The sequence below is a fragment of the Nitratidesulfovibrio termitidis HI1 genome, from assembly GCF_000504305.1.
GTDB classification, from domain to species: domain Bacteria; phylum Desulfobacterota; class Desulfovibrionia; order Desulfovibrionales; family Desulfovibrionaceae; genus Cupidesulfovibrio; species Cupidesulfovibrio termitidis.
Genome location: NZ_KI632512.1, coordinates 2,189,554 through 2,207,688 on the forward strand (window position 1 = coordinate 2,189,554; position 18,135 = coordinate 2,207,688).

The following is an 18,135-nucleotide window of genomic DNA, read 5'->3' on the forward strand; positions in this document are numbered from 1 at the left end:
AACAGACCAAACAGATCAAACAGCGCAAGGACCACGGCATGACCATCATCCGCGCCGGCCTCGTGGGCGTTACCGGCTACACGGGCATGGAGCTTACCCGCCTGCTGGCGGGCCATCCGAACATGCGCCTTGTGCGCGCCACCTCGCGCACAGAGGCGGGCCGCCCCCTGTCCGACATCTATCCCTTTCTGCGCGGGCTGCCCGGCGGCGACGTGGTCATGACCGTGCCCGACCCGGACGACCTGGCCGCCAACTGCGACGTGGCCTTTCTGGCCGTGCCCCACGGGGCGGCCATGGAAATGGGCGCAACGCTACGTGAACGCGGCCTGCGCGTGGTGGACCTTTCGGCAGATTTCCGCCTGCGCGACCCCGACGTGTACGAGGCCTGGTACAAGGTGCCCCACACCCGCCGGGCAGAACTGCCCCAGGCGGTGTACGGTCTGCCGGAACTGTACGGCGAGGCGGTGAAAAAGGCGGGCCTGGTGGCCAACCCCGGCTGCTACCCCACCGCCACCATCCTCGGCTTGTACGCGGCGCTGAAACACGGGCTGGTGGAAACCGACGGCATCGTGGTGGACGCCAAGTCCGGCGCCACCGGCGCGGGCCGCAAGGCTGCCGTGGGCACGCTGTTCTGCGAGGTGTCCGACACCTTCCGGGCGTACAACATCGGCAAGCATCGCCACACCCCTGAGATAGAGCAGGAACTGTCGGCCATCGCGGGCACCTCCATGGTGGTGTCGTTCAACCCGCACCTGCTGCCCATCAACCGGGGCATTCTGGCCACCATCTACGCCAAGCTGGCGAAGCCCGTCAGCCCGCAGGACGTGCAGGCGGCCTTCGAGCAGACCTGGCAGGGGTCGCGCTGGGTGCGCGTGCTGCCCGCCGGGCAGCTGCCGGAAACCCGCCACGTGCGCGGCACCATGTTCTGCGATGTGGGCGTGGTGGCGGACCAGCGCACGGGCCGCCTGGTCATTCTTTCGGCCATCGACAACCTGTGCCGGGGTGCGTCCGGTCAGGCCCTGGCCAACGCCAACCTGATGTTCGGCCTGCCCGTGGAAACCGGGCTGATGCTGGCCCCGCTGATGCCGTAACGCACGGCGCGACAACCATCGTTCATGCAAGGGGGCGCTCCGCCAGGAGCGCCCCTTCTGCATGCGCATCCCAACGCCGTGTACAACACAGCCTGCGCGTTATTATCATGTGCCGCCCCTGCTGCCTGATGCATTCTCGGATAAAGGGAGTACTGCTTATGAGCATCAGGCTGCGCATACTGCTCGCCGTTCTCGGACAATCGCTGCTGGCCGTGGCCCTTTGCATCGCGGTGATCATCATCTCCGAAAGCCAGACCACGGACGGCCTTGTGGTGAACCTGGCCGGGCGGCAGCGCATGCTGAGCCAGAAGATGACCAAGGAAACCCTGGCGCTGCTCCACGGCGGTCCGGCGTCGTTGCGTCAGGCCATTGCGGGTGAAGTGCGCGCGTTCGACACCACGCTTTCGGCCTTCATCGACGGCGGTCAGGCGCCGCTCTCCCTGAAGGCCGACGGCCCCACGGGCAAGGTGCCACCGCCAAGCGCCACGGTGCGCAACCAGTTGCTGACCGCACGCGGCGAATGGCTGCGTCTGCGCGGCCTGGTGGAGGCCGCCCTGTCCGAGGCGGCCACAGCCACGCCGGAGACCGCCCCCGCCCTGCTCGCCGCCAGCGATGCCGTGCTGGATGCCATGAACAAGGCCGTTACCCTGATGCAGCGCGAATCCGAAGACAAGGTGACCGCGCTGCTGGTCAGTCAGGTTACCGGACTGTGCCTCGCCCTTGTCCTTGCCTCGGTGGCCGTATGGGTGCTGCACCGGCAGGTCATCCGGCCGCTGCACGACATCCGCGATTTTGCGCGCGAGCAGGCGCAAGGCGCCCGGTGCGTGGACCTTGCGGGCAACTTCCACAGTGAAATGCGCGAGGTGGCCGACGCCCTGTGCGCCATGACCGCCAACCTCACCAAGGCACTGGGCTTTGCCGAAGGCATTCTGCTCAGCATAGAGACGCCCTATCTCGTGGTCGACACGGAGGAACGTGTCATCCGGTGCAACGCGGCCCTGCTCCAGTTGCTCGAGCACAATGGTGACCCCGAACGATTCCAGGGCATGGGCGTTTCGGAATTCTTCTACGGCGAACCCGGTCGCCATACCGTTGTGGGGCAGGTGCTGCGCGAGGGCAACTCGGTGCTGCAGGAGGTAGACCTGCACGCCCGGCGCGGCAGCGTGCGCAAGGTCAACGTTGCCTCCGCGCAATTGCGCAACACCCTCGACGGAACCCTTATCGGGGCCATCTGTCTGTATTCCGACGTGTCCGACCTGCGCCGGGCAGAGGCGGAAGCCCTGGCCCGTACCGAACGGCTGGCCCAGGCCGCACGCGAGGCCGACGGCATCTCCCGCCAGGTGGTGGATGGTTCCGAAGAACTGTCCGAACGGGTGCGCGACGCGGCCATGGGCGCGCAAACCCAGCGTGACCGGGTGGACGAGACGGCTTCCGTCATGCAGGACGTCAACGCCACCGCCGTGGACGCCACCCGGCTGGCCGGGCGTGCCGCCGACGCGGCGGAGCGCGCCGTGGACGAGGCCCGGGCTGGTTCCGACAAGGTGCGCCGCATGCGCGAGGCCATGCGCGGCGTGGTGGAGCGGTCGGAGGAATTGCGCGGCGGCATGCGCGAACTGGGCGGGCAGGCGGAATCCATCGGACGGGTCATGGGCGTCATCGCCGACATCGCCGACCAGACCAACCTGCTGGCGCTGAACGCCGCCATCGAGGCCGCACGCGCCGGTGACGCCGGGCGCGGCTTTGCCGTTGTGGCCGACGAGGTGCGCAAGCTGGCCGAAAAGACCATGCAGGCCACCAGCGAGGTGCATGCGGCCATCACCGCCATCCAGCACGGGGTGCGCGAAAGCATGAACCGGGTGGACGCATCGGGCGGGGCCATCGACGAAACGGCGCAACTGGCCGGAGAATCCAGCGAGGCGCTGGATCGCATCGTGAACCTGGTGGGGGCCACCACCGACGAGGTGGGCTCCATTGCCGACCGGGCGGGCTTGCAGGCAGACCAGGCGGCGCGGGCGGCCATGGCCATCGACGTCATCCGCGAGGTGGCGGAAGGCATGGCCGAGGGCATGCACGAGGCGGCCAGCGCCGTGGACGGACTGCGCCAGCAGGCCGACCGGTTGCAGGCGCTCATCGTGCAGATAACCGCCTGAGCCTGTCCACCGGCACCCGTGCTTCGGCCCATCCGCAGGAACCCGCTCAAGGGAGCCCGCTCGCAAGCCCCCGCAGCACCATGCACGAAGCCGTCAACACGCAGGACGCAACAAACGAAACCGGGGCGCTCCGAACGGAGCGCCCCGGCGTTGTTCACAACATTCACAACATTCACAACATGGCGTGCACCAGCAAAAACGAAATCAACGGAACAGTGACAGCAAATTCCAAGGTATCGCAGCGGCGGCCCGTGCGTCAGGAAACGCCCAGCACCTGGCCGGGGTCTATGCCCGAGTCGCGCGGGTCCAGGCAGGCCACCACCTTCACGGCGGTCTGGCCGGAAAGGTCCAGCCTGCGGTGCTGGGCCGGGCGGCCCTTGGGGTCGCGCACCACGATCACTTCCGGCAACAGCGGTTCGCGCGCGTTGGCCTTGCTGACCACGCCGCGCTGCCCGGTGTTCAGTTCCACCACGCTGCCCACGGGGTAGATGCCGAGACACCGGATGAACCGTTCCACGAAGCCGGGGTGAAAATCCTGCCCGCGCATGCCGTACATCAGGCCCAGCGCCTTGTGCGGCAGCATGGCGGCCTTGTACACCCGGCGGCTGGTAAGGGCGTCGTACACGTCCACCACGGCCAGGATGCGGGCGATGATGCTGATTTCCTCGCCCTTGAGGCCACGCGGGTAGCCGAGGCCGTTGTACTTTTCGTGGTGCTCCAGCATGCCTGCCAGCACCTCGTCGTAGACCATGGGATTGTCGCGCACCTGCTCCCACCCCAGTTCGGGATGGCGCTTCATGACGCTGAATTCGTCCGGCGTCAGCCGGCGCGGGCTGTTCAGGATGGTATCGGGCACGCGGGCCTTGCCGAGGTCGTGGAACAGCCCGGCCAGGCCCACCCGGCTCAGGGTGATGTCGCCAAAGCCCAGGTGCCGCCCGAACACCACGGCCAGCACGGCCACGTTGATGCAGTGGGTGTAGGTGTATTCATCCACAGAGCGCAGCTTGGAAAGGCCCAGCAGCGCATTGGCATTGCGGGTGACGCTGGTGAGGATGCCTTCGACCATGGGCTGGGCGGCCTGCACGTCCACGAAGCCGTCCTTGCGCATGACGTCCATGGCCTTGCGCGCGAAGCCCACGGAATCGTCGTACAGCGCGCGGGCCTGGGGCATTTCTTCCGCCAGGGGCACGGTGGGCGCCAGCGGGTCCTCGTCGCCGAGATCGCGCGCCAGTTCGGCGGAAATGGCTTCTTCGTCGCTCAGGCCGTCGGTGCCGTCGCCCCCCAGCGAACGGCGCGTATCCACGAAGACTTCCATGAAGCCTTCGCGCTGGATGCGCAGCACGTCGCCCTCGGAGCCGACGACCCCCACCTGGCTGTACAGGTATGGATTCTCGAGCCAGGACAGGCCCATGTCCACCACGTACATGCCGGGTTTGAGATCCCGCGTGGAGATCTTCTTGAGCACCGGTGCCTCCTCCCCTCCCCTTGCTGCCGCCGGTGCGGCGACCCCTTGCATCTACGTATCTTCGCTGCAAAAAACAACTACTCACATGGCGTTGCGGCATCGAAGGACCGCACGAATGAAGGGCCACCGCGACATCCTTCGATGCAATGCAGGTTCACCCCCATGTGGCGTTACTCCCTTCCTGCGGTTCTGGGGGTATCACCGCCTTGCCCAGGACCGTCGCACCTGCCATACTGGAATACTCACTCCAGACCACCGGACGGGCCGCCGATGCGCCACCGTCCATAGCCCACCGGACGGGTCGCCAATGCGGCGCCGTCCATAGCTCACAGGACGGGCCGCCAATGCGGCGCCGTTCATAGATCACCGGACGGGTCGCCAATGCGGCGCCGTCCTGGCTCAACGCGCACGCGGGGCGGAGCCCGCACCCATGCAGGCCCAGAACCCCTCGCAGCAGCCCACCATCTTCATCGCCCGGCAGCCCATCTTCGATGCCGCTGGCGCGCTGTGGGGGCACGAACTGCTGTTTCGCGACAGCCCCAGCGGCCCCGCGCGCATCGACGATCCGGACGCGGCCACCGCCTCGGTCATTGCCGACGGCTACGCCATCGCCAGCGAGACCATCCCCGGCGTCACCCCCTTCCTGATCAACTTTCCCGAGGGGTTGCTGCTGTCCGGCGCGGCGGAAGTGCTGCCGCCGGACCGGTGCATCCCCGAAATCCTCGAAACGGTGCAGCCCACGCCCGAACTGGTGGAGGCACTGCATGCCCTGAAGCGGGCGGGCTACCGGCTGGCCGTGGACGACTTCGTGGGGCAGGATCAGGCCCTGCCGCTGCTGGGGCTGGCGGACATCATCAAGGTGGACGTGCTGGGCGTGCCCCCGGCGGAACTGCCCGCGCTCACGGCCACCATGCGCAAGCGCCATCACGCCGTGCTGCTGGCGGAAAAGGTGGAAAACGCGGCCATGTTCGGCCAGTGCCGCATGTTGGGGTACACCCTGTTCCAGGGCTACCACTTCGCCAGACCGGTCATCGTGCCGGGGCGCACCCTGTCATCCGCCCAGACCTCGCGCCTGCACCTGATGCAGTCGCTGACCGGAGAGGCGGACCCGCACAAGCTGGTACGCGCCGTGACCGTGGACCCCGGCCTGACCTACCGCCTGCTGCGGTACATCAATTCCGCGTGGTTCGCCCTGTTGAAGGAAGTGACCTCCATCCAGCACGCGGCATCGTTGCTGGGCTTCGAGACGCTGCGCAAGTGGCTGCTGGTGATCACCCTGGCCGACACGGCGGGCAGCGCCGCTCCGGCAGAGGCCATGCGGCTGGCCGTGACCCGCGCGCGCTTTCTGGAACTGCTGTGCGGCCTCACGCGCACCTGCTCCCATGCGCCGGAATCCATGTTCCTTCTGGGGCTGCTGTCGCAACTGGATGCGCTGCTGGGCATTCCCATGTCCGTCCTGCTGGCCCACCTGCCACTGGATGCGGACTTTCGCGCCGCCCTTTCCGGCGAGCCTTCGCCCATGCACGACGAACTGCACCTGGCCGTGCTGCTGGAGCGCGGCGCCTGGGATGAGGCCCTGCCGCTGATGGCCAGGCTGGGCTTTTCACCCGTGGACGTGGCCCGCAGCAGTGTGGATGCCCAGGTGTGGGCCAGCCGGATTTTGAGCTAGCGGAAAACGGCACCAGGCCGGTTCGTGGCACGCACGGGCGCGCAGGAAAGCAAGAGAAGCAAAAAGGGCACACCACCGGTGTGCCCTTGTGCATTCAATACCTTTGCAAGACGGTGCGTTGGCCCCAGCCGCTCCAAAAGGGCCTGTTTACCCTATGAGGATTTTTGTCCTCTGCCAAGGAAGAACGGTTTTTTATGGAGGGAGTATGCGTCAGCCGTTATGCGAGCTTGTGAGCATTACGGATGGCGACCGCAGCGCGCTCTTATCGTATTCGACCGGAATAAAAAATCATTCTGACCGCTCTGCGCTCGATGCCCGTATCGCTGCTGTCCCCATCCGTACGGCTCGAATACTCGCCTACGGCTGGGGCAAAGCTCGCAGGCTCGCTTAACGGGCACGCTCCGCGCCCTTCGGGTCGGTCAGGCAGAGGGCAAAAAGACCATAGGGTAACAGGCCCTACCCGTCGGCCATACGCATGTCGGTCACCCGCCTGGACTTGCCGAACGAACGCGGCAGCACGCCGGGGTCCACCACCTGCACGGCCACGCGGGCCATCAGCTTCTTGTGCAGGCGGTCGCCCACTTCGCGCGTGAGGCCCGCGTCGCTGTCCGCCGTAGCCCCTTCCTGTCGTTCCACCTGCAGCAACATGGCGTCCCGGCCATCGGTGCGGCTGAGCTGGATGTGGTACTCGGACCCCAGCACCGGAAACTCGTGCAGCACGTCGGCAATCTGGCCGGGGTAGATGTTCACCCCGCGGAAGATGATCATGTCGTCCGAGCGGCCCAGGATGTGGTCATGCCGGGGGATGCACCGCCCGCACGAACACTGGCCGGGCAGCATGCGGGTCAGGTCGCGGGTGCGGTAGCGGACCAGCGGCGAGGCTTCCTTGCGCAGCGAGGTGACCACCATCTCGCCCACCTCTCCGGGGGCCACCGGTTGCAGGGTGGCCGGGTCCAGAACCTCGATGATGAACAGGTCGGCCCAGTAGTGCAGGCCCTCGCGCGCGTCGCATTCCAGCCCGGTGCCGGGGCCGTACATTTCGGTCATGCCCGCGATGTCGTAGCTGCCCGTCAGGCCCAGCTTCTGCTCGAAGGCGGCGCGCATGCGCGGGCTGTGCGTTTCTGCGCCAAAGATCACCTTGCGCAGCTTCACCTTGTCCAGCAGTCCGTTGCGCTCCACTTCCTCGGCCATCAGCAGGGCCATGGAGGCCGTGGACCCCAGGCAGGTCACGCCCATGTCCACCAGCAACTGCAACTGCATCTCCAGGTTGCCCGGCCCCACCGGCACGGTGAGCGCGCCGAACTTCTCGGACCCCAGCTGGAACCCGGCCCCCGCCGTCCACAGGCCGTAGCCCACGGCGATCTGCACGCGGTCTTCGCGGGTCAGGCCCGCCAGTTCGTAGCAGCGGGCCATTTGCAGGGCAAAGGTATCCACGTCGTTCTGGGTGTAGGCCAGGATCTTGCGCTTGCCCGTGGTGCCCGACGAGGCATGGATGCGCACCACGTCGCTTTCCGGCACGGACAGCAGCGGCAGGGGGTACCCCTCGCGCAGGTCTTCCACGCTGGCGGTGGGCAGGCGCACGATGTCGTCCAGGGTGCGGATGTCGTCGGGGTGCACGCCCGCCGCGTCGAACTTGGCCTTGTAGGCCGGGCTGTTGGCGTAGGCGTGGCGCACGGTCCAGCGCAGGCCCTCGGTCTGCACGCGATGCAGGGTTTCGGGGTCGAGGTGGGGCAGAAAGCGTTGCTGCGACATGGAAGCGGACTCCTGGGACAGCGGAATATGTAAGTGCGGCATGAAAGCGGGACTCGATCGAATGGGGCCGGGCAGCGCGGCGGGCCAGCCCCGGAGCGGGCACCAAACGGGCGCGCGGCTTGTGCGGCGGCGCAAAAGCCTGTATCTGAGGCCCACGCGACGCACCGGCCAGCCCCCCTTGCGCGGGGGCATCGGCAACCCACCGGAAAGCAGCCGGTGCTTTGCCGCAAGCTGCGCCCCGACGGGGAATTACCGGACATGGCGGGCACGGCGGCCTGTGCACATCATCAGCACGGATGGTGGTCACAGCCGGTTGCCACGGCCAGTCGTCACGGCCAGTCAGTTTGGCACCGGAAGGCTGATCGCGCGGCGCCCGCATATTGTATACAATCCGGGGCGCCCCAGAGAGCTACCACGAATCCTCGCGGGGGAAAACCCCGGCCAGCAGCCGCGCGGCCCCCGCATCATCACCCCTTGCCGCATCAGGAGGCCCACCGTGCGGATACTCATCGTCGGATCCGGCGGGCGTGAACACGCCCTGGCCTGGAAGCTGCGCCAGAGCCCCCTCGTCAAGGACATCTTCATCGCGCCCGGCAACGGCGGCACCGCCCTTGAAGGCACCAACGTGCCCATTTCCGATGGCGACCTGCCCGCGCTGGTGCGCTTTGCGCTGGACGAAAAGATCGACCTCGTGGTGCCCGGCCCGGAACTGCCGCTGGTGCTGGGCATCAAGGACGCCATGGTCACGGCGGGCGTGCCCTGCTTCGGCCCCGACGCCTACGGCGCGCAACTGGAAGGCAGCAAGGCCTTCGCCAAGGAAATCATGCGCGCGGCGGGCGTGCCCACCGCCGCCTTTGGCGTGTTCGACGATGCCGATGCGGCCCGCGCCTACATCCGCCAGAACGGCGCGCCCGTGGTGGTCAAGGCCGACGGCCTTGCCGCGGGCAAGGGCGTGGTGGTGGCCCGCACCGTGGACGAGGCGCTGCAAGCCGTGGACGACATGATGGTCAAGCGCGCCTTTGGCGACGCCGGCGCCCGCGTGGTGGTGGAAAGCGCGCTGGCGGGCGAGGAAGCTTCCTTCCTGTGCCTGTGCGACGGCGAAACGGTCATCCCCCTGCCCTCGGCGCAGGACCACAAGGCCGTGTTCGACAACGACCAAGGCCCCAACACCGGCGGCATGGGCGCCTACAGCCCCGCCCCGGTGCTGCCCGAATCGCGCTACGGGGAAATGATCGACCTCGTGATCCGCCCCGTGCTGCGCGAACTGATCAAGCGCGGCCACCCCTTCACCGGGGTGCTGTACGCGGGCCTGATGATGACCGCCGATGGCCCCATGGTGCTGGAATTCAACACCCGCTTCGGCGACCCGGAATGCCAGCCGCTGCTGATGCGCCTGGACGGCGACCTTGCCGCCATCATGGTGGCGGGCGCGCAGGGCCGCCTGCACGAAACCACCCTGCCCCTGAAGCGCGAAACCGCGCTGGGCGTGGTCATGGCGGCCAAGGGCTACCCCGGCAGCTACGCCAAGGGCATGACCATTTCCGGCATCGGCGATGCCGAGGCGCTGGGCCCGGTCAAGGTGTTTCAGGCGGGCACCGAGCAGCGCGACGGCGCTTCCGTGTCGCGCGGCGGGCGCGTGCTGTGCGTCACCGCCCTTGGCGACACCCTGGCCGACGCACAGGCGCTGGCGTACAAGGCCGTGGCAAAGGTGTGCATGGACAACGCCCACTACCGCAGCGACATCGGCGCCAAGGGCCTGAAGCGCGGGGGCTAGCCCCGCACATGGGGAAAGGCGGCGGCGACAGGCTGCCGCTTGGCCCTTGCCGAGCGAACACGGTCCCGCCGGGCCCCAATCAATCCGGCCTGCACCGCACATGACGTTTCCGGCACCGCCCGCGCTTCCGCTACGCCGTCCGGCGATTGCCTGCCCGGTCTGAACCGGCGCACAGCGACACACGGCGGCACGCAACGCGGGCTTACCGAACTCTTATCGACAACAGGAGACCCGTCATGACCAAAGTTGCCGTTTTCATGGGCTCCGCCTCGGACGAGGACACCGTACGCCCGTGCACCGAAGTGCTCGACAGCCTGGGCATTTCCTACCTGTTCACCGTCAGCTCCGCCCACCGCACCCCGGAACGCACGGAACGGCTGGTGACCGAACTGGAAGCCGAAGGCTGCCAGGTGTTCATCTGCGCGGCGGGCATGGCCGCCCACCTGGCCGGGGCCGTGGCCGCGCGCACCCAGAAGCCGGTCATCGGCATTCCCGTGGCGGCGTCCGCCCTTGGCGGCATGGACGCCCTGCTGGCCACGGTGCAGATGCCCCCCGGCTTTCCGGTGGCCACGGTGGCGCTGGACAAGGCAGGCGCGCGCAACGCCGCCTGGCTGGCCGCGCAAATCCTGGCCCTGGCTGACCCGGCTCTGTCGCAACGCCTTGCCGCCGCCCGCGCCAAAATGAAGGCCGACGCGGAAAAGGCCGGGGAAGAACTGGAAGCCCGGTACCGGAAGTAGGCGATATCCATTTGAATGAGAAAAGCGACAGGCTCGCACAACCTGTCGCTTTTCTCATTATTCCGGCATAATTCTGATGGCTTTTTTTGCTTTTTCCTCAAAATCTCGCACCGCCTTTTTCCCGGCATCATCGAGATACTCATATTTTGCCCCAAACAACTCCTTCAAGCGACTCCTCGGCATCTGCTCCAAGTATTCTATGATTACCCGTTCTTTCCCAGACACACGCTTTCCGCACGTAAATGATACATAATACCCTGTCCTCCCTGTGACACCATACTTTTCAAAGAGCTCACTATACTCCTTACCCTTCACGATCTCACGCCTATAAATAAAGCATGAGAATCCCCCAACTTTGTCGTCGATATATGATGATTTTACCAGATACTCTCCTGCAATATCTGAAGTGATCGGAAGGTATTCCAAGCCGCTCAAAAGCATGCTTCCAAATTCAAAGACTACAATATCACCACTATACCCATCTTTGTTTTTGCCAACAAAAAAATGGCGTTCCGCGCTTTGAGCCCCTGACTGCACCTTGTCATCGTCGGCATGAACATTCCTGCGGGTTGTAAGCGCCCCCATGTATACCATTTTATCATCCAGAACTACTCGCATCCTTGGTGACGCAGTCGACACAAACTCATTTCCGTGGCCACCTCTTTCTTTGGATGCACACCCTGATAACGCCAGCGCAACAAGCATGATGAAAAAAACTGAACGAAACATGCTTCCCCTCCGTTTTTAGCCCCCCCACATAATTATTTCTTAATAGACAGGCGAACTACAAGCAATCATTCCCCCCCCGACACAACGACGACCGCGCTCCATCGGGACGCGGCCGTCATGTGTTTGGTCCGTTTTCGGAAAGGAAGCGTTCCCTTGCCGCGGGGCAACCGGGAGGGGTTGCGAACCCGTCAAAACCTCTGGTGGCCGACACCCTTGTGTCCGGCCTGCTCGTATCCGTTGCTCTCGTGTCCGGTCCTTCTGCGCACGGGGGGTCCGTACCTGTCCTTCCGCGCCTCGGCTTACCCTCAGGCGTTGCCCATGGGCTCCCCGTCACGCAGCAGGTCGCGGTGCACGATTTCGCTGATGCGGATGACCTTCAGGCGGTACTCGTCTTCTTCCGGGCGGCAGTGCGCGCAGCCGTCGGTGACGATCATGCAGTGCTCGTCAATGTCGGCGGCGTTCACGCCCACGCCATGCAGTACAACGGTTGCGCGGCCATGTTCCCACATCACCGGCCTGCCGCAACGGGCGCATTCCACAAACATCAGTTCAGGGTCATAGCCTTTCGGCTGCGATGGCACGTGGGGCTGCCGCTCAACAACGCGATCAATGCGGTCAATCTGGCGCATGGCGTTCCTCCCTGGCTTGTGCCCGGCTCGTGCCGAACCTTTTGATGGTCGCGGAATCGTTGGTCGTTCATCCTCCCGATTGTTCCCGTGAAGCGATCCATGGCGGGCGTCCGGCGTCGTGGCGACTGTCCGTAACCGTCGCCGTCGCCGTCACCTGACGGGCCGTCCGCCTTTTCCACGGGCTATGCCTTCAACAGTAAGTTATGCGCGCGCCCGAAGCAACGCCTTCGCACCAGGTGCAGCACGATAAATGTGGCCAGCGCCGTGGATGCAACGATCATCAGCATGACCACTATCTGGTAGCGCACGGCGTCCGCCGGGTCTGCCCCGGCCATTATCTGGCCGGTCATCATGCCGGGTATGGACACCAGCCCCACGCCCATCATGGAATTGACGGACGGAATCATGCCCGCGCGCAACGCTTCGCGAAATATGTCGGCGCTGGCCTCGTCCCTGTCCGCGCCAAGGCACAGGCGCATTTCCACCTCTGCCCGGTGGGCGCGCAGGTCGGAGAACAGCCGGTCCAGCGCCACGGCCAGCGCGTTCATGGAATTGCCCGCCACCATGCCCCCGATGGGGATGAAGTACTGAGGCTCCCACCACGGCTTGGCCCCGATTATCAGCCCCGTGACCACGAAGGTGACCAGAAAGAAGGTCACCTGCACCGCCAGCAGGGTGGGCATGAAGTAGTCCACGCTTTTCTCGCGCACCCGCCCCTTGACGATGCGCGCCGCGAACCAGGTCATGACCATGTACATGCCCACCACCAGCAACGCCGATTGCAGGCCGAACAAGATGCGCAGCAGGTAGCCCATGGCGAACAGCTGGGCAAAGGTGCGCAGCGTGCCGATGGCCAGGTCGCGCTCCAGCTTCAGGTGGTGCACCAGCGACAGCCCGCCCGCCAGCAGCACGAACACCACGGCCACGGCCAGTTGCCACGGCCCGATCTGGATGTAGGCCATGCCCAGCGGATCGTTCATGCGGCACCCCCGGCGGCCATTGCGGCGGCATCCGCGTCACCGGGATGACCTACCGCTATTTCGCGCACCCCGCAGTCCTGCACGCGCACGTCGCGCCAGGGGCGGCGCACCGGGCGGTAGGCCCCGTGGGTAACCATGAGCACGGTCACCCCGTCCTCGTTCAGTTCCTCGGTCAGGGCTTCCACCACCGCACTGCTTTCCGGGTCCAGCGCGCTGGTGGGTTCGTCCATCAGCAGGGCGGCAGGGCGCAGCAGCATCGTGCGAATGATGCACACCCGCTGGCGCTGCCCCACGCTGAGCGCGGAGGCTGTGGCGTCCAGCCCCACCCCGGCCAGCCGGAAACGGGCCAGCCACCCGGCCAGTTCCGCGTCGTCCGGCGGGGTCAATTCCTTGTTGGCCGCAAAGGTGAACGGCAGCAACAGGTTGTCGCGCACCGTGCCTGCGCCCACCGTGGGGGTCTGCTGCACGAAGCCCAAAGTGCGGCGCAGTTCCGCCGGTGGAATGTCCGCCACCGGTCGGCCCCCACATCGGACCTGTCCGGCGTCGGCTTCTTCCAGCCGCACGGCAAGCCGCAGCAGGGTGGATTTGCCCGCGCCCGACGGCCCGGTAAGCATCACGAAATCGCCGGGGTGCACCGCAAGATTCACGTGGGCAAGGCCGGGGTGACCCTGCTGGGCGGTGGGAGCGGCGGGAACGGCGACGGGCACGACCGCTGACGGCCCGCCGGACGGCTTGGGTTGCGCGGACGGCGAAGCGGTTCCCGCGCCCGGCCTGGCCGCACCATTCCCCGCAATGCCGGACGCATACGCGAACGACATGTCATCGAACTGAAGAAGTGGCTGCATGCCCCCAATCTACCGCCGGGTGCGCCGGGGTGTCATCAACTATCATCCGGGCAAATGCGGGGCATGGCACCGCGCGGGCTGTCGTCAATGCGCACAGGGACAAAGGCGGGCACAGGCAGGACGAGCACGGGCCGGAACTACTAGCGAGGACAGCCCCCACCCGTCCCCTGCCGCGCAGGCATCCCCGCCGCCGCTTTACCTTGCCCGCCCGAGTGGCTACAGAGGAACCATGCACACGCACGACCACGACACCGCCCCCTCCCCCGTTTCCGACAACGCAACGCACACCCCCTCCGCGCCCGGTGCGCGCCGCCGCATCCAGGTGCTGCCCGCCGACCTGCGCAACCAGATTGCCGCGGGCGAGGTGGTGGAACGCCCGGCCAGCGTGGTCAAGGAACTGGTGGAAAACAGCCTGGACGCTGGAGCCACCACCGTGGAGGTGACCCTGGACAACGGCGGGCAGTCGCTGATCATGGTGCGCGACGACGGCACCGGCATCCCGGCGGAAGAACTGGAACTGGCCGTCACCCGCCACGCCACCAGCAAGGTGGCGAACCTCGCCGAACTGGCCCGTATCGGCAGCTTCGGCTTCCGGGGCGAGGCGCTGCCCTCCATCGCCTCGGTGTCGCGGTTCCGCATGACCTCCGCCCCGGTGACTGCCGACGGGGGGGACGGTACCCCCGGAGAGGCCACCTATATCGAAGTGGCGCACGGCCATGTGGTGTCCGCAGGCCCGGCTGCGCTGCACCGGGGCACCATCGTCGAGGTGCGCGATCTGTTCGCCAACGTGCCCGCCCGCCTGAAATTCCTGAAAACCCAATCCACCGAACTGAAGCGCGCCCAGGAACTCTTTGCACGGCTGGCCCTGACCCGGCCCGACGTGGCCTTTACCCTGACCGCAGGCGGACGCGAGGTGCTGCGCTTTCCCGCCGGGCAGACCCTGGCCCGGCGGCTGGCCGTGTTGTGGCCCCCGGCGGTGGTGGACACCCTGCACCCCTTCGACCGCATGACCGACGGCATCCGGGTGCACGGCCTGACGGCGGACCCGCGCGGCGCGCAGCCCCGACCCGACCGCATGCTGCTGTACGTCAATGGCCGCGCCGTCAACGACCGGCTGCTGCTGAAAGCCGTGCGCGAGGCATACAAGGGCCGCCTGCTGGCCCGCGAATACCCCCAACTGGCGCTGTTTCTGGACATCGACCCGGAAGAGGTGGACGTGAATGTGCACCCGGCCAAGAACGAGGTGCGCTTTCGCGACGAGCGCGCCGTGTTCGTGGCCGTGCTGCGCGCGCTGGGCGAATCGCTGGACCGCATGCCCGCCATGGGCGCGGGCGATGAATCTGCCAGAGATTACGGCCAGTTCGGGCAATCGTCGCAGCACCACCCCGTTCTCCCGAATGTTTCCGACCCGGACGCCCCCCGGCGCGAGGCGCGCCCCCTGGGCTTCTGGGGGCAGGCCGACGCTCGCGACGTGATCATCGACAAGCGCCAGCGCGAAGACGATCCCTACGCCCCCATGGCTGGCGACAGCACGCATGAGGGCCACGCCGCCCCCGCTCCGCTCGATCCGTTCGGGCCGTCCGTCTCCGGGACTGTGACGGGTACTGCCCCCGCAGAACCTGCGAATTCCGCGGACCCGCGCATCGACTTCCGCCCCGGCCTGCCCGGCGTGCGGCGCGACGGCCCGGCACCCGCCTTGCTGGTGGCCGAGGAAGCGGGCCTTGCCGCCTCGCCCGGCCTGCTTGCCGATGGCTCCCGCCCGTTCACCGACCCGGACGCCTCCGCCGCGCCGCAATCCCCGCCGGATTTCACGCCGCCGCGCATCATTCCGGAGGACACCCGCGAGGGCGGCGTGCGCATCGGCGAGTACACCTACCTCGGCCAGATCGCGGACACCTATCTGGTGCTGCGCCGAGGCCGCGACACCCTGCTGCTGGTGGACCAGCATGCCGCCCACGAATGCGTGCTGCACGAACGCATCCGGCGGCGCGGCACGGCGGGCGGCGGCCAGTTTCTGGCCCTGCCCGTGGAACTGCCCCTGCACCCGGCAGAGGCGGAACGGCTGCACGAACTGCGGCCCGACCTGGAGGCCCTGGGCTTTGCGCTGGAAACCACCGGCGCCACGGTACGCGCCCGCGCCGTGCCCGCCCTGCTGGACCGGTCCGAAGCCGCCGCCTTCCTGCGCGAGGCCGTGGCCGGGCGCACCAACAGCCTGGATGCGCTGTGGGCCATGATGGCCTGCAAGGGCGCCATCAAGGCCGGGCAGCGCCTGACCTCCGACGAGGCCGCCGGGCTGGTGGCCCAGTGGCTGGCCACGCCGGGGCGCGATTTCTGCCCGCATGGCCGTCCGGCTGTGCTCACCTTCACCCCCGGCGAGATGGAGCGGATGTTCAAACGCCGGACGTAGAGGCTGCGCGTTCCTTCCGCCCCTCCCCCGCCGCGCCCGCCCTTTCCCCCAATTCCACTCAGCCCCTTTACCCGGCGCCACCGCCGGGGTACTCTGTACAGGATCCCGCCGTGCAGACGCTGGCGCCTTGCCGTTCCGGCCCTGCGCGCGCCCTGAGCCCTTTGCCGCCGGACACCGCCCGTGTCCGCAACGCCTGCCCGCGCGCCCCTGCCGCGCGGCCGCAAGGAGCCCGGCCCCATGTGTCCACAGCCCCCGCAGCCGCCCCGCTCCCCCCTGTCTCCCCAGTCGCCGCCGCTCCCCCCGCATGGGCACCCCGCCCGCGTGCTGTCGGTGGAGGACGACCCGGTCATCCGCCAGTCCATCGCCGCATGGCTTGCCGATGAAGGCTATGACGTCGTCGAGGCAGAGGACGGTATCGCGGCGCTGCGCGCGGTGCGCGAGCTCCGGCCCGACGTGGTGCTGCTGGACCTGGGCATTCCCGGCATTTCCGGCGATGCGGTGCTGGAGCGCATCGCCCAGGAATCGCCCGAGATGCCGGTTGTGGTGGTCTCGGGCCGGGCCGAGATAGGCGACGCCATCAACGCCTTCAAGCTGGGCGCGTGGGACTATATCACCAAGCCCATCCTGAACATGAACATGCTGGTGCTCACGGTGCGCAACTGCCTGGAACGCCGCCGCCTGCGCGAACGGCTGTCGGCCATGGAATCGCGTTACTCCGGACTGGTGCAGGGCCTGCCGGTGGTGGTCTTCAGCCTGGACGACGCGCTGGAACTCACCTTCGTCAACGAGGCCTGCCGCCCCGTGCTGGGCTGGTCACCGGACGATGCCCTGCTGGAACCCGGCTGGTTCATGGACAACGTGTTCCCCGAAGACCGCGAACGGGTCCGCGCCGCGTTTTCCGGCGCGTTTTCCGCCAGCACGCCGTTTTCTCTGGAATTTCGCATGATCAACCCGCGCGGGGTACCCCTGTTCGTGCAGGCGCGCTCCACCGCCGTTGCCTCGCCCGACCTTGCGCGCGGCATGCCCGGTCGCATAGAGGGCGTACTGATCGACCTTTCACGCCGGGTGTTTCTGGAGCGGCTGCTGGTGCAACGTGAAAAGCTGAACACTCTGGGCGCGCTGGTGGACGAGATTGCTCATGAATTCCGCAACCCGGTCTTTGCGCTGGCGGGCTTTGCCCGCACCCTGCAACGCAAGTTTCCCGACGCCCACGAGGCGGAAGTGGTGCTTCAAGAGGCCACCCGGCTGGAAGCGCTGATCAACCGGGTGCAGCAGTACCTGGCCCCCGTGGACATCGTGCCCCGCCCGTGCAGCCTGGCCGCCGTGCTGGACTTTGCGGCGGACCTGCTGCACGCCCCCCTGCTGCGCAAGGGCGTGGAACTGCGCGTGGAGGCCGAGACGAACCTGCCGCCCATCCAGTCGGACCCGGACCTGCTGGCCCAGATCATCGTGGGCATGGCGGGCCTGGCCGTGGAGCACGGCGCACCCGGCAGCGAAACCGTACTGCGCTGCCGCGACCTGGGCCGGGGCCAGCTGGTGGAGGTGCACATGCGCACCGAATCGCCCCTGCCCCACGACGCGGAACTTGCGCTGATGCCCTTCGGCGGCCAACAGGGACCGCAGCCGCTGGCCGTCAGCTACAAGCTGGCCCGCGACCTCAGTTGCCTGCTGCACGTCCGGCGCGAACCCGATGGCCTGCTGCTGATGCTGGCCGTGCCCGTGAACCCCGACGACGTGGCCGAACTGCTGGCCGAAGAGTAAGGCCGCTGTCGCCCGCCCCCATTACGCCCCATCCCCACACCGTGCGCTCCAAGGCCCGGCCCCATCAGGTGCCGGGCCTTCACTTCAGTCCAGCCTTCACTTCCGGCGGCCCTGCCACATCCGGTAACACGTTATCCTATTTTGTA

Annotated in this window: 13 protein-coding genes; 7 read left to right on the plus strand and 6 right to left on the minus strand. The window is 67.1% G+C overall.

Translation table 11 applies throughout. From position 1 onward, the window contains the following. The first annotated feature begins 38 nt into the window (after positions 1-38). Both argC and DESTE_RS09015 read left to right on the plus strand, forming a co-directional pair. Entirely contained in the window at positions 39-1,091 is a 1,053-nt protein-coding gene (gene argC, locus DESTE_RS09010; protein WP_035067031.1) for an N-acetyl-gamma-glutamyl-phosphate reductase, read from the plus strand. 158 nt (positions 1,092-1,249) lie between these two features. Then, positions 1,250-3,241, plus strand: coding sequence for a methyl-accepting chemotaxis protein (locus tag DESTE_RS09015; protein ID WP_035067033.1), 1,992 nt, complete (start codon positions 1,250-1,252; stop codon positions 3,239-3,241). A 256-nt stretch (positions 3,242-3,497) separates the two neighbouring features. Here the strand turns inward: DESTE_RS09015 and DESTE_RS09020 are convergent, their stop codons facing one another. Beyond that, complete coding sequence (locus DESTE_RS09020; protein ID WP_035067035.1) at positions 3,498-4,706, minus strand: HD-GYP domain-containing protein; 1,209 nt, start codon at positions 4,704-4,706, stop codon at positions 3,498-3,500. Between the two features lie 430 nt (positions 4,707-5,136). On the opposite strand from DESTE_RS09020, the gene DESTE_RS09025 reads away from it, so the two are divergent. Beyond that, the gene (locus tag DESTE_RS09025) at positions 5,137-6,375 is read left to right on the plus strand and encodes an EAL and HDOD domain-containing protein (RefSeq protein ID WP_035067036.1); all 1,239 of its coding nucleotides are present in this window, start codon (positions 5,137-5,139) and stop codon (positions 6,373-6,375) included. A gap of 456 nt (positions 6,376-6,831) precedes the next feature. On the opposite strand, the gene DESTE_RS09030 is transcribed toward DESTE_RS09025, so the two are convergent. Continuing rightward, positions 6,832-8,127 carry a phenylacetate--CoA ligase gene (locus DESTE_RS09030; protein WP_035067037.1) on the minus strand — a complete coding sequence of 432 codons (1,296 nt, stop codon included), beginning with the start codon at positions 8,125-8,127 and terminating at the stop codon, positions 6,832-6,834. Between the two features lie 496 nt (positions 8,128-8,623). On the opposite strand from DESTE_RS09030, the gene purD reads away from it, so the two are divergent. Further along, positions 8,624-9,901, plus strand: a complete 1,278-nt coding sequence (gene purD, locus DESTE_RS09035; RefSeq protein ID WP_035067038.1) for a phosphoribosylamine--glycine ligase — start codon at positions 8,624-8,626, stop codon at positions 9,899-9,901. 236 nt (positions 9,902-10,137) lie between these two features. Next, positions 10,138-10,638, plus strand: coding sequence for a 5-(carboxyamino)imidazole ribonucleotide mutase (gene purE / locus DESTE_RS09040; RefSeq protein WP_035067041.1), 501 nt, complete (start codon positions 10,138-10,140; stop codon positions 10,636-10,638). 57 nt (positions 10,639-10,695) lie between these two features. Here purE and DESTE_RS09045 read toward each other — a convergent pair whose 3' ends face one another. The 4 genes from DESTE_RS09045 to DESTE_RS09060 all read right to left on the minus strand — a co-directional run bounded on the left by DESTE_RS09045 (position 10,696) and on the right by DESTE_RS09060 (position 13,683). Beyond that, positions 10,696-11,367, minus strand: a complete 672-nt coding sequence (locus DESTE_RS09045; protein ID WP_156925306.1) for a hypothetical protein — start codon at positions 11,365-11,367, stop codon at positions 10,696-10,698. A gap of 305 nt (positions 11,368-11,672) precedes the next feature. After that, on the minus strand, positions 11,673-11,996 hold the full coding sequence (locus DESTE_RS09050; protein ID WP_035067044.1) for a hypothetical protein: 324 nt from the start codon (positions 11,994-11,996) through the stop codon (positions 11,673-11,675). Between the two features lie 182 nt (positions 11,997-12,178). Beyond that, entirely contained in the window at positions 12,179-12,976 is a 798-nt protein-coding gene (locus tag DESTE_RS09055; protein WP_035067046.1) for an ABC transporter permease, read from the minus strand. After that, on the minus strand, positions 12,973-13,683 hold the full coding sequence (locus tag DESTE_RS09060; RefSeq protein ID WP_084559557.1) for an ABC transporter ATP-binding protein: 711 nt from the start codon (positions 13,681-13,683) through the stop codon (positions 12,973-12,975). The genes DESTE_RS09055 and DESTE_RS09060 overlap by 4 nt, the downstream gene beginning before the upstream one ends. 367 nt (positions 13,684-14,050) lie before the next feature. Here DESTE_RS09060 and mutL point away from each other — a divergent pair, with 367 nt between their 5' ends. Next, on the plus strand, positions 14,051-16,228 hold the full coding sequence (gene mutL, locus DESTE_RS09065) for a DNA mismatch repair endonuclease MutL (RefSeq protein ID WP_156925307.1): 2,178 nt from the start codon (positions 14,051-14,053) through the stop codon (positions 16,226-16,228). A 237-nt stretch (positions 16,229-16,465) separates the two neighbouring features. After that, positions 16,466-17,989, plus strand: coding sequence for a response regulator (locus tag DESTE_RS09070; protein ID WP_035067051.1), 1,524 nt, complete (start codon positions 16,466-16,468; stop codon positions 17,987-17,989). Positions 17,990-18,135: the final 146 nt, after the last annotated feature.

Bases quoted from the DNA above. Each gene is read 5' to 3' on its own strand.
- argC (WP_035067031.1), top strand. From the start codon at position 39: ATGACCATCATCCGCGCCGGCCTCGTGGGCGTTACCGGCTACACGGGC.
- DESTE_RS09015 (WP_035067033.1), top strand. From the start codon at position 1,250: ATGAGCATCAGGCTGCGCATACTGCTCGCCGTTCTCGGACAATCGCTG.
- DESTE_RS09025 (WP_035067036.1), top strand. From the start codon at position 5,137: ATGCAGGCCCAGAACCCCTCGCAGCAGCCCACCATCTTCATCGCCCGG.
- DESTE_RS09030 (WP_035067037.1), bottom strand. From the start codon at position 8,127: ATGTCGCAGCAACGCTTTCTGCCCCACCTCGACCCCGAAACCCTGCAT.
- purE (WP_035067041.1), top strand. From the start codon at position 10,138: ATGACCAAAGTTGCCGTTTTCATGGGCTCCGCCTCGGACGAGGACACC.
- DESTE_RS09045 (WP_156925306.1), bottom strand. From the start codon at position 11,367: ATGTTTCGTTCAGTTTTTTTCATCATGCTTGTTGCGCTGGCGTTATCA.
- DESTE_RS09050 (WP_035067044.1), bottom strand. From the start codon at position 11,996: ATGCGCCAGATTGACCGCATTGATCGCGTTGTTGAGCGGCAGCCCCAC.
- DESTE_RS09055 (WP_035067046.1), bottom strand. From the start codon at position 12,976: ATGAACGATCCGCTGGGCATGGCCTACATCCAGATCGGGCCGTGGCAA.
- mutL (WP_156925307.1), top strand. From the start codon at position 14,051: ATGCACACGCACGACCACGACACCGCCCCCTCCCCCGTTTCCGACAAC.
- DESTE_RS09070 (WP_035067051.1), top strand. From the start codon at position 16,466: ATGTGTCCACAGCCCCCGCAGCCGCCCCGCTCCCCCCTGTCTCCCCAG.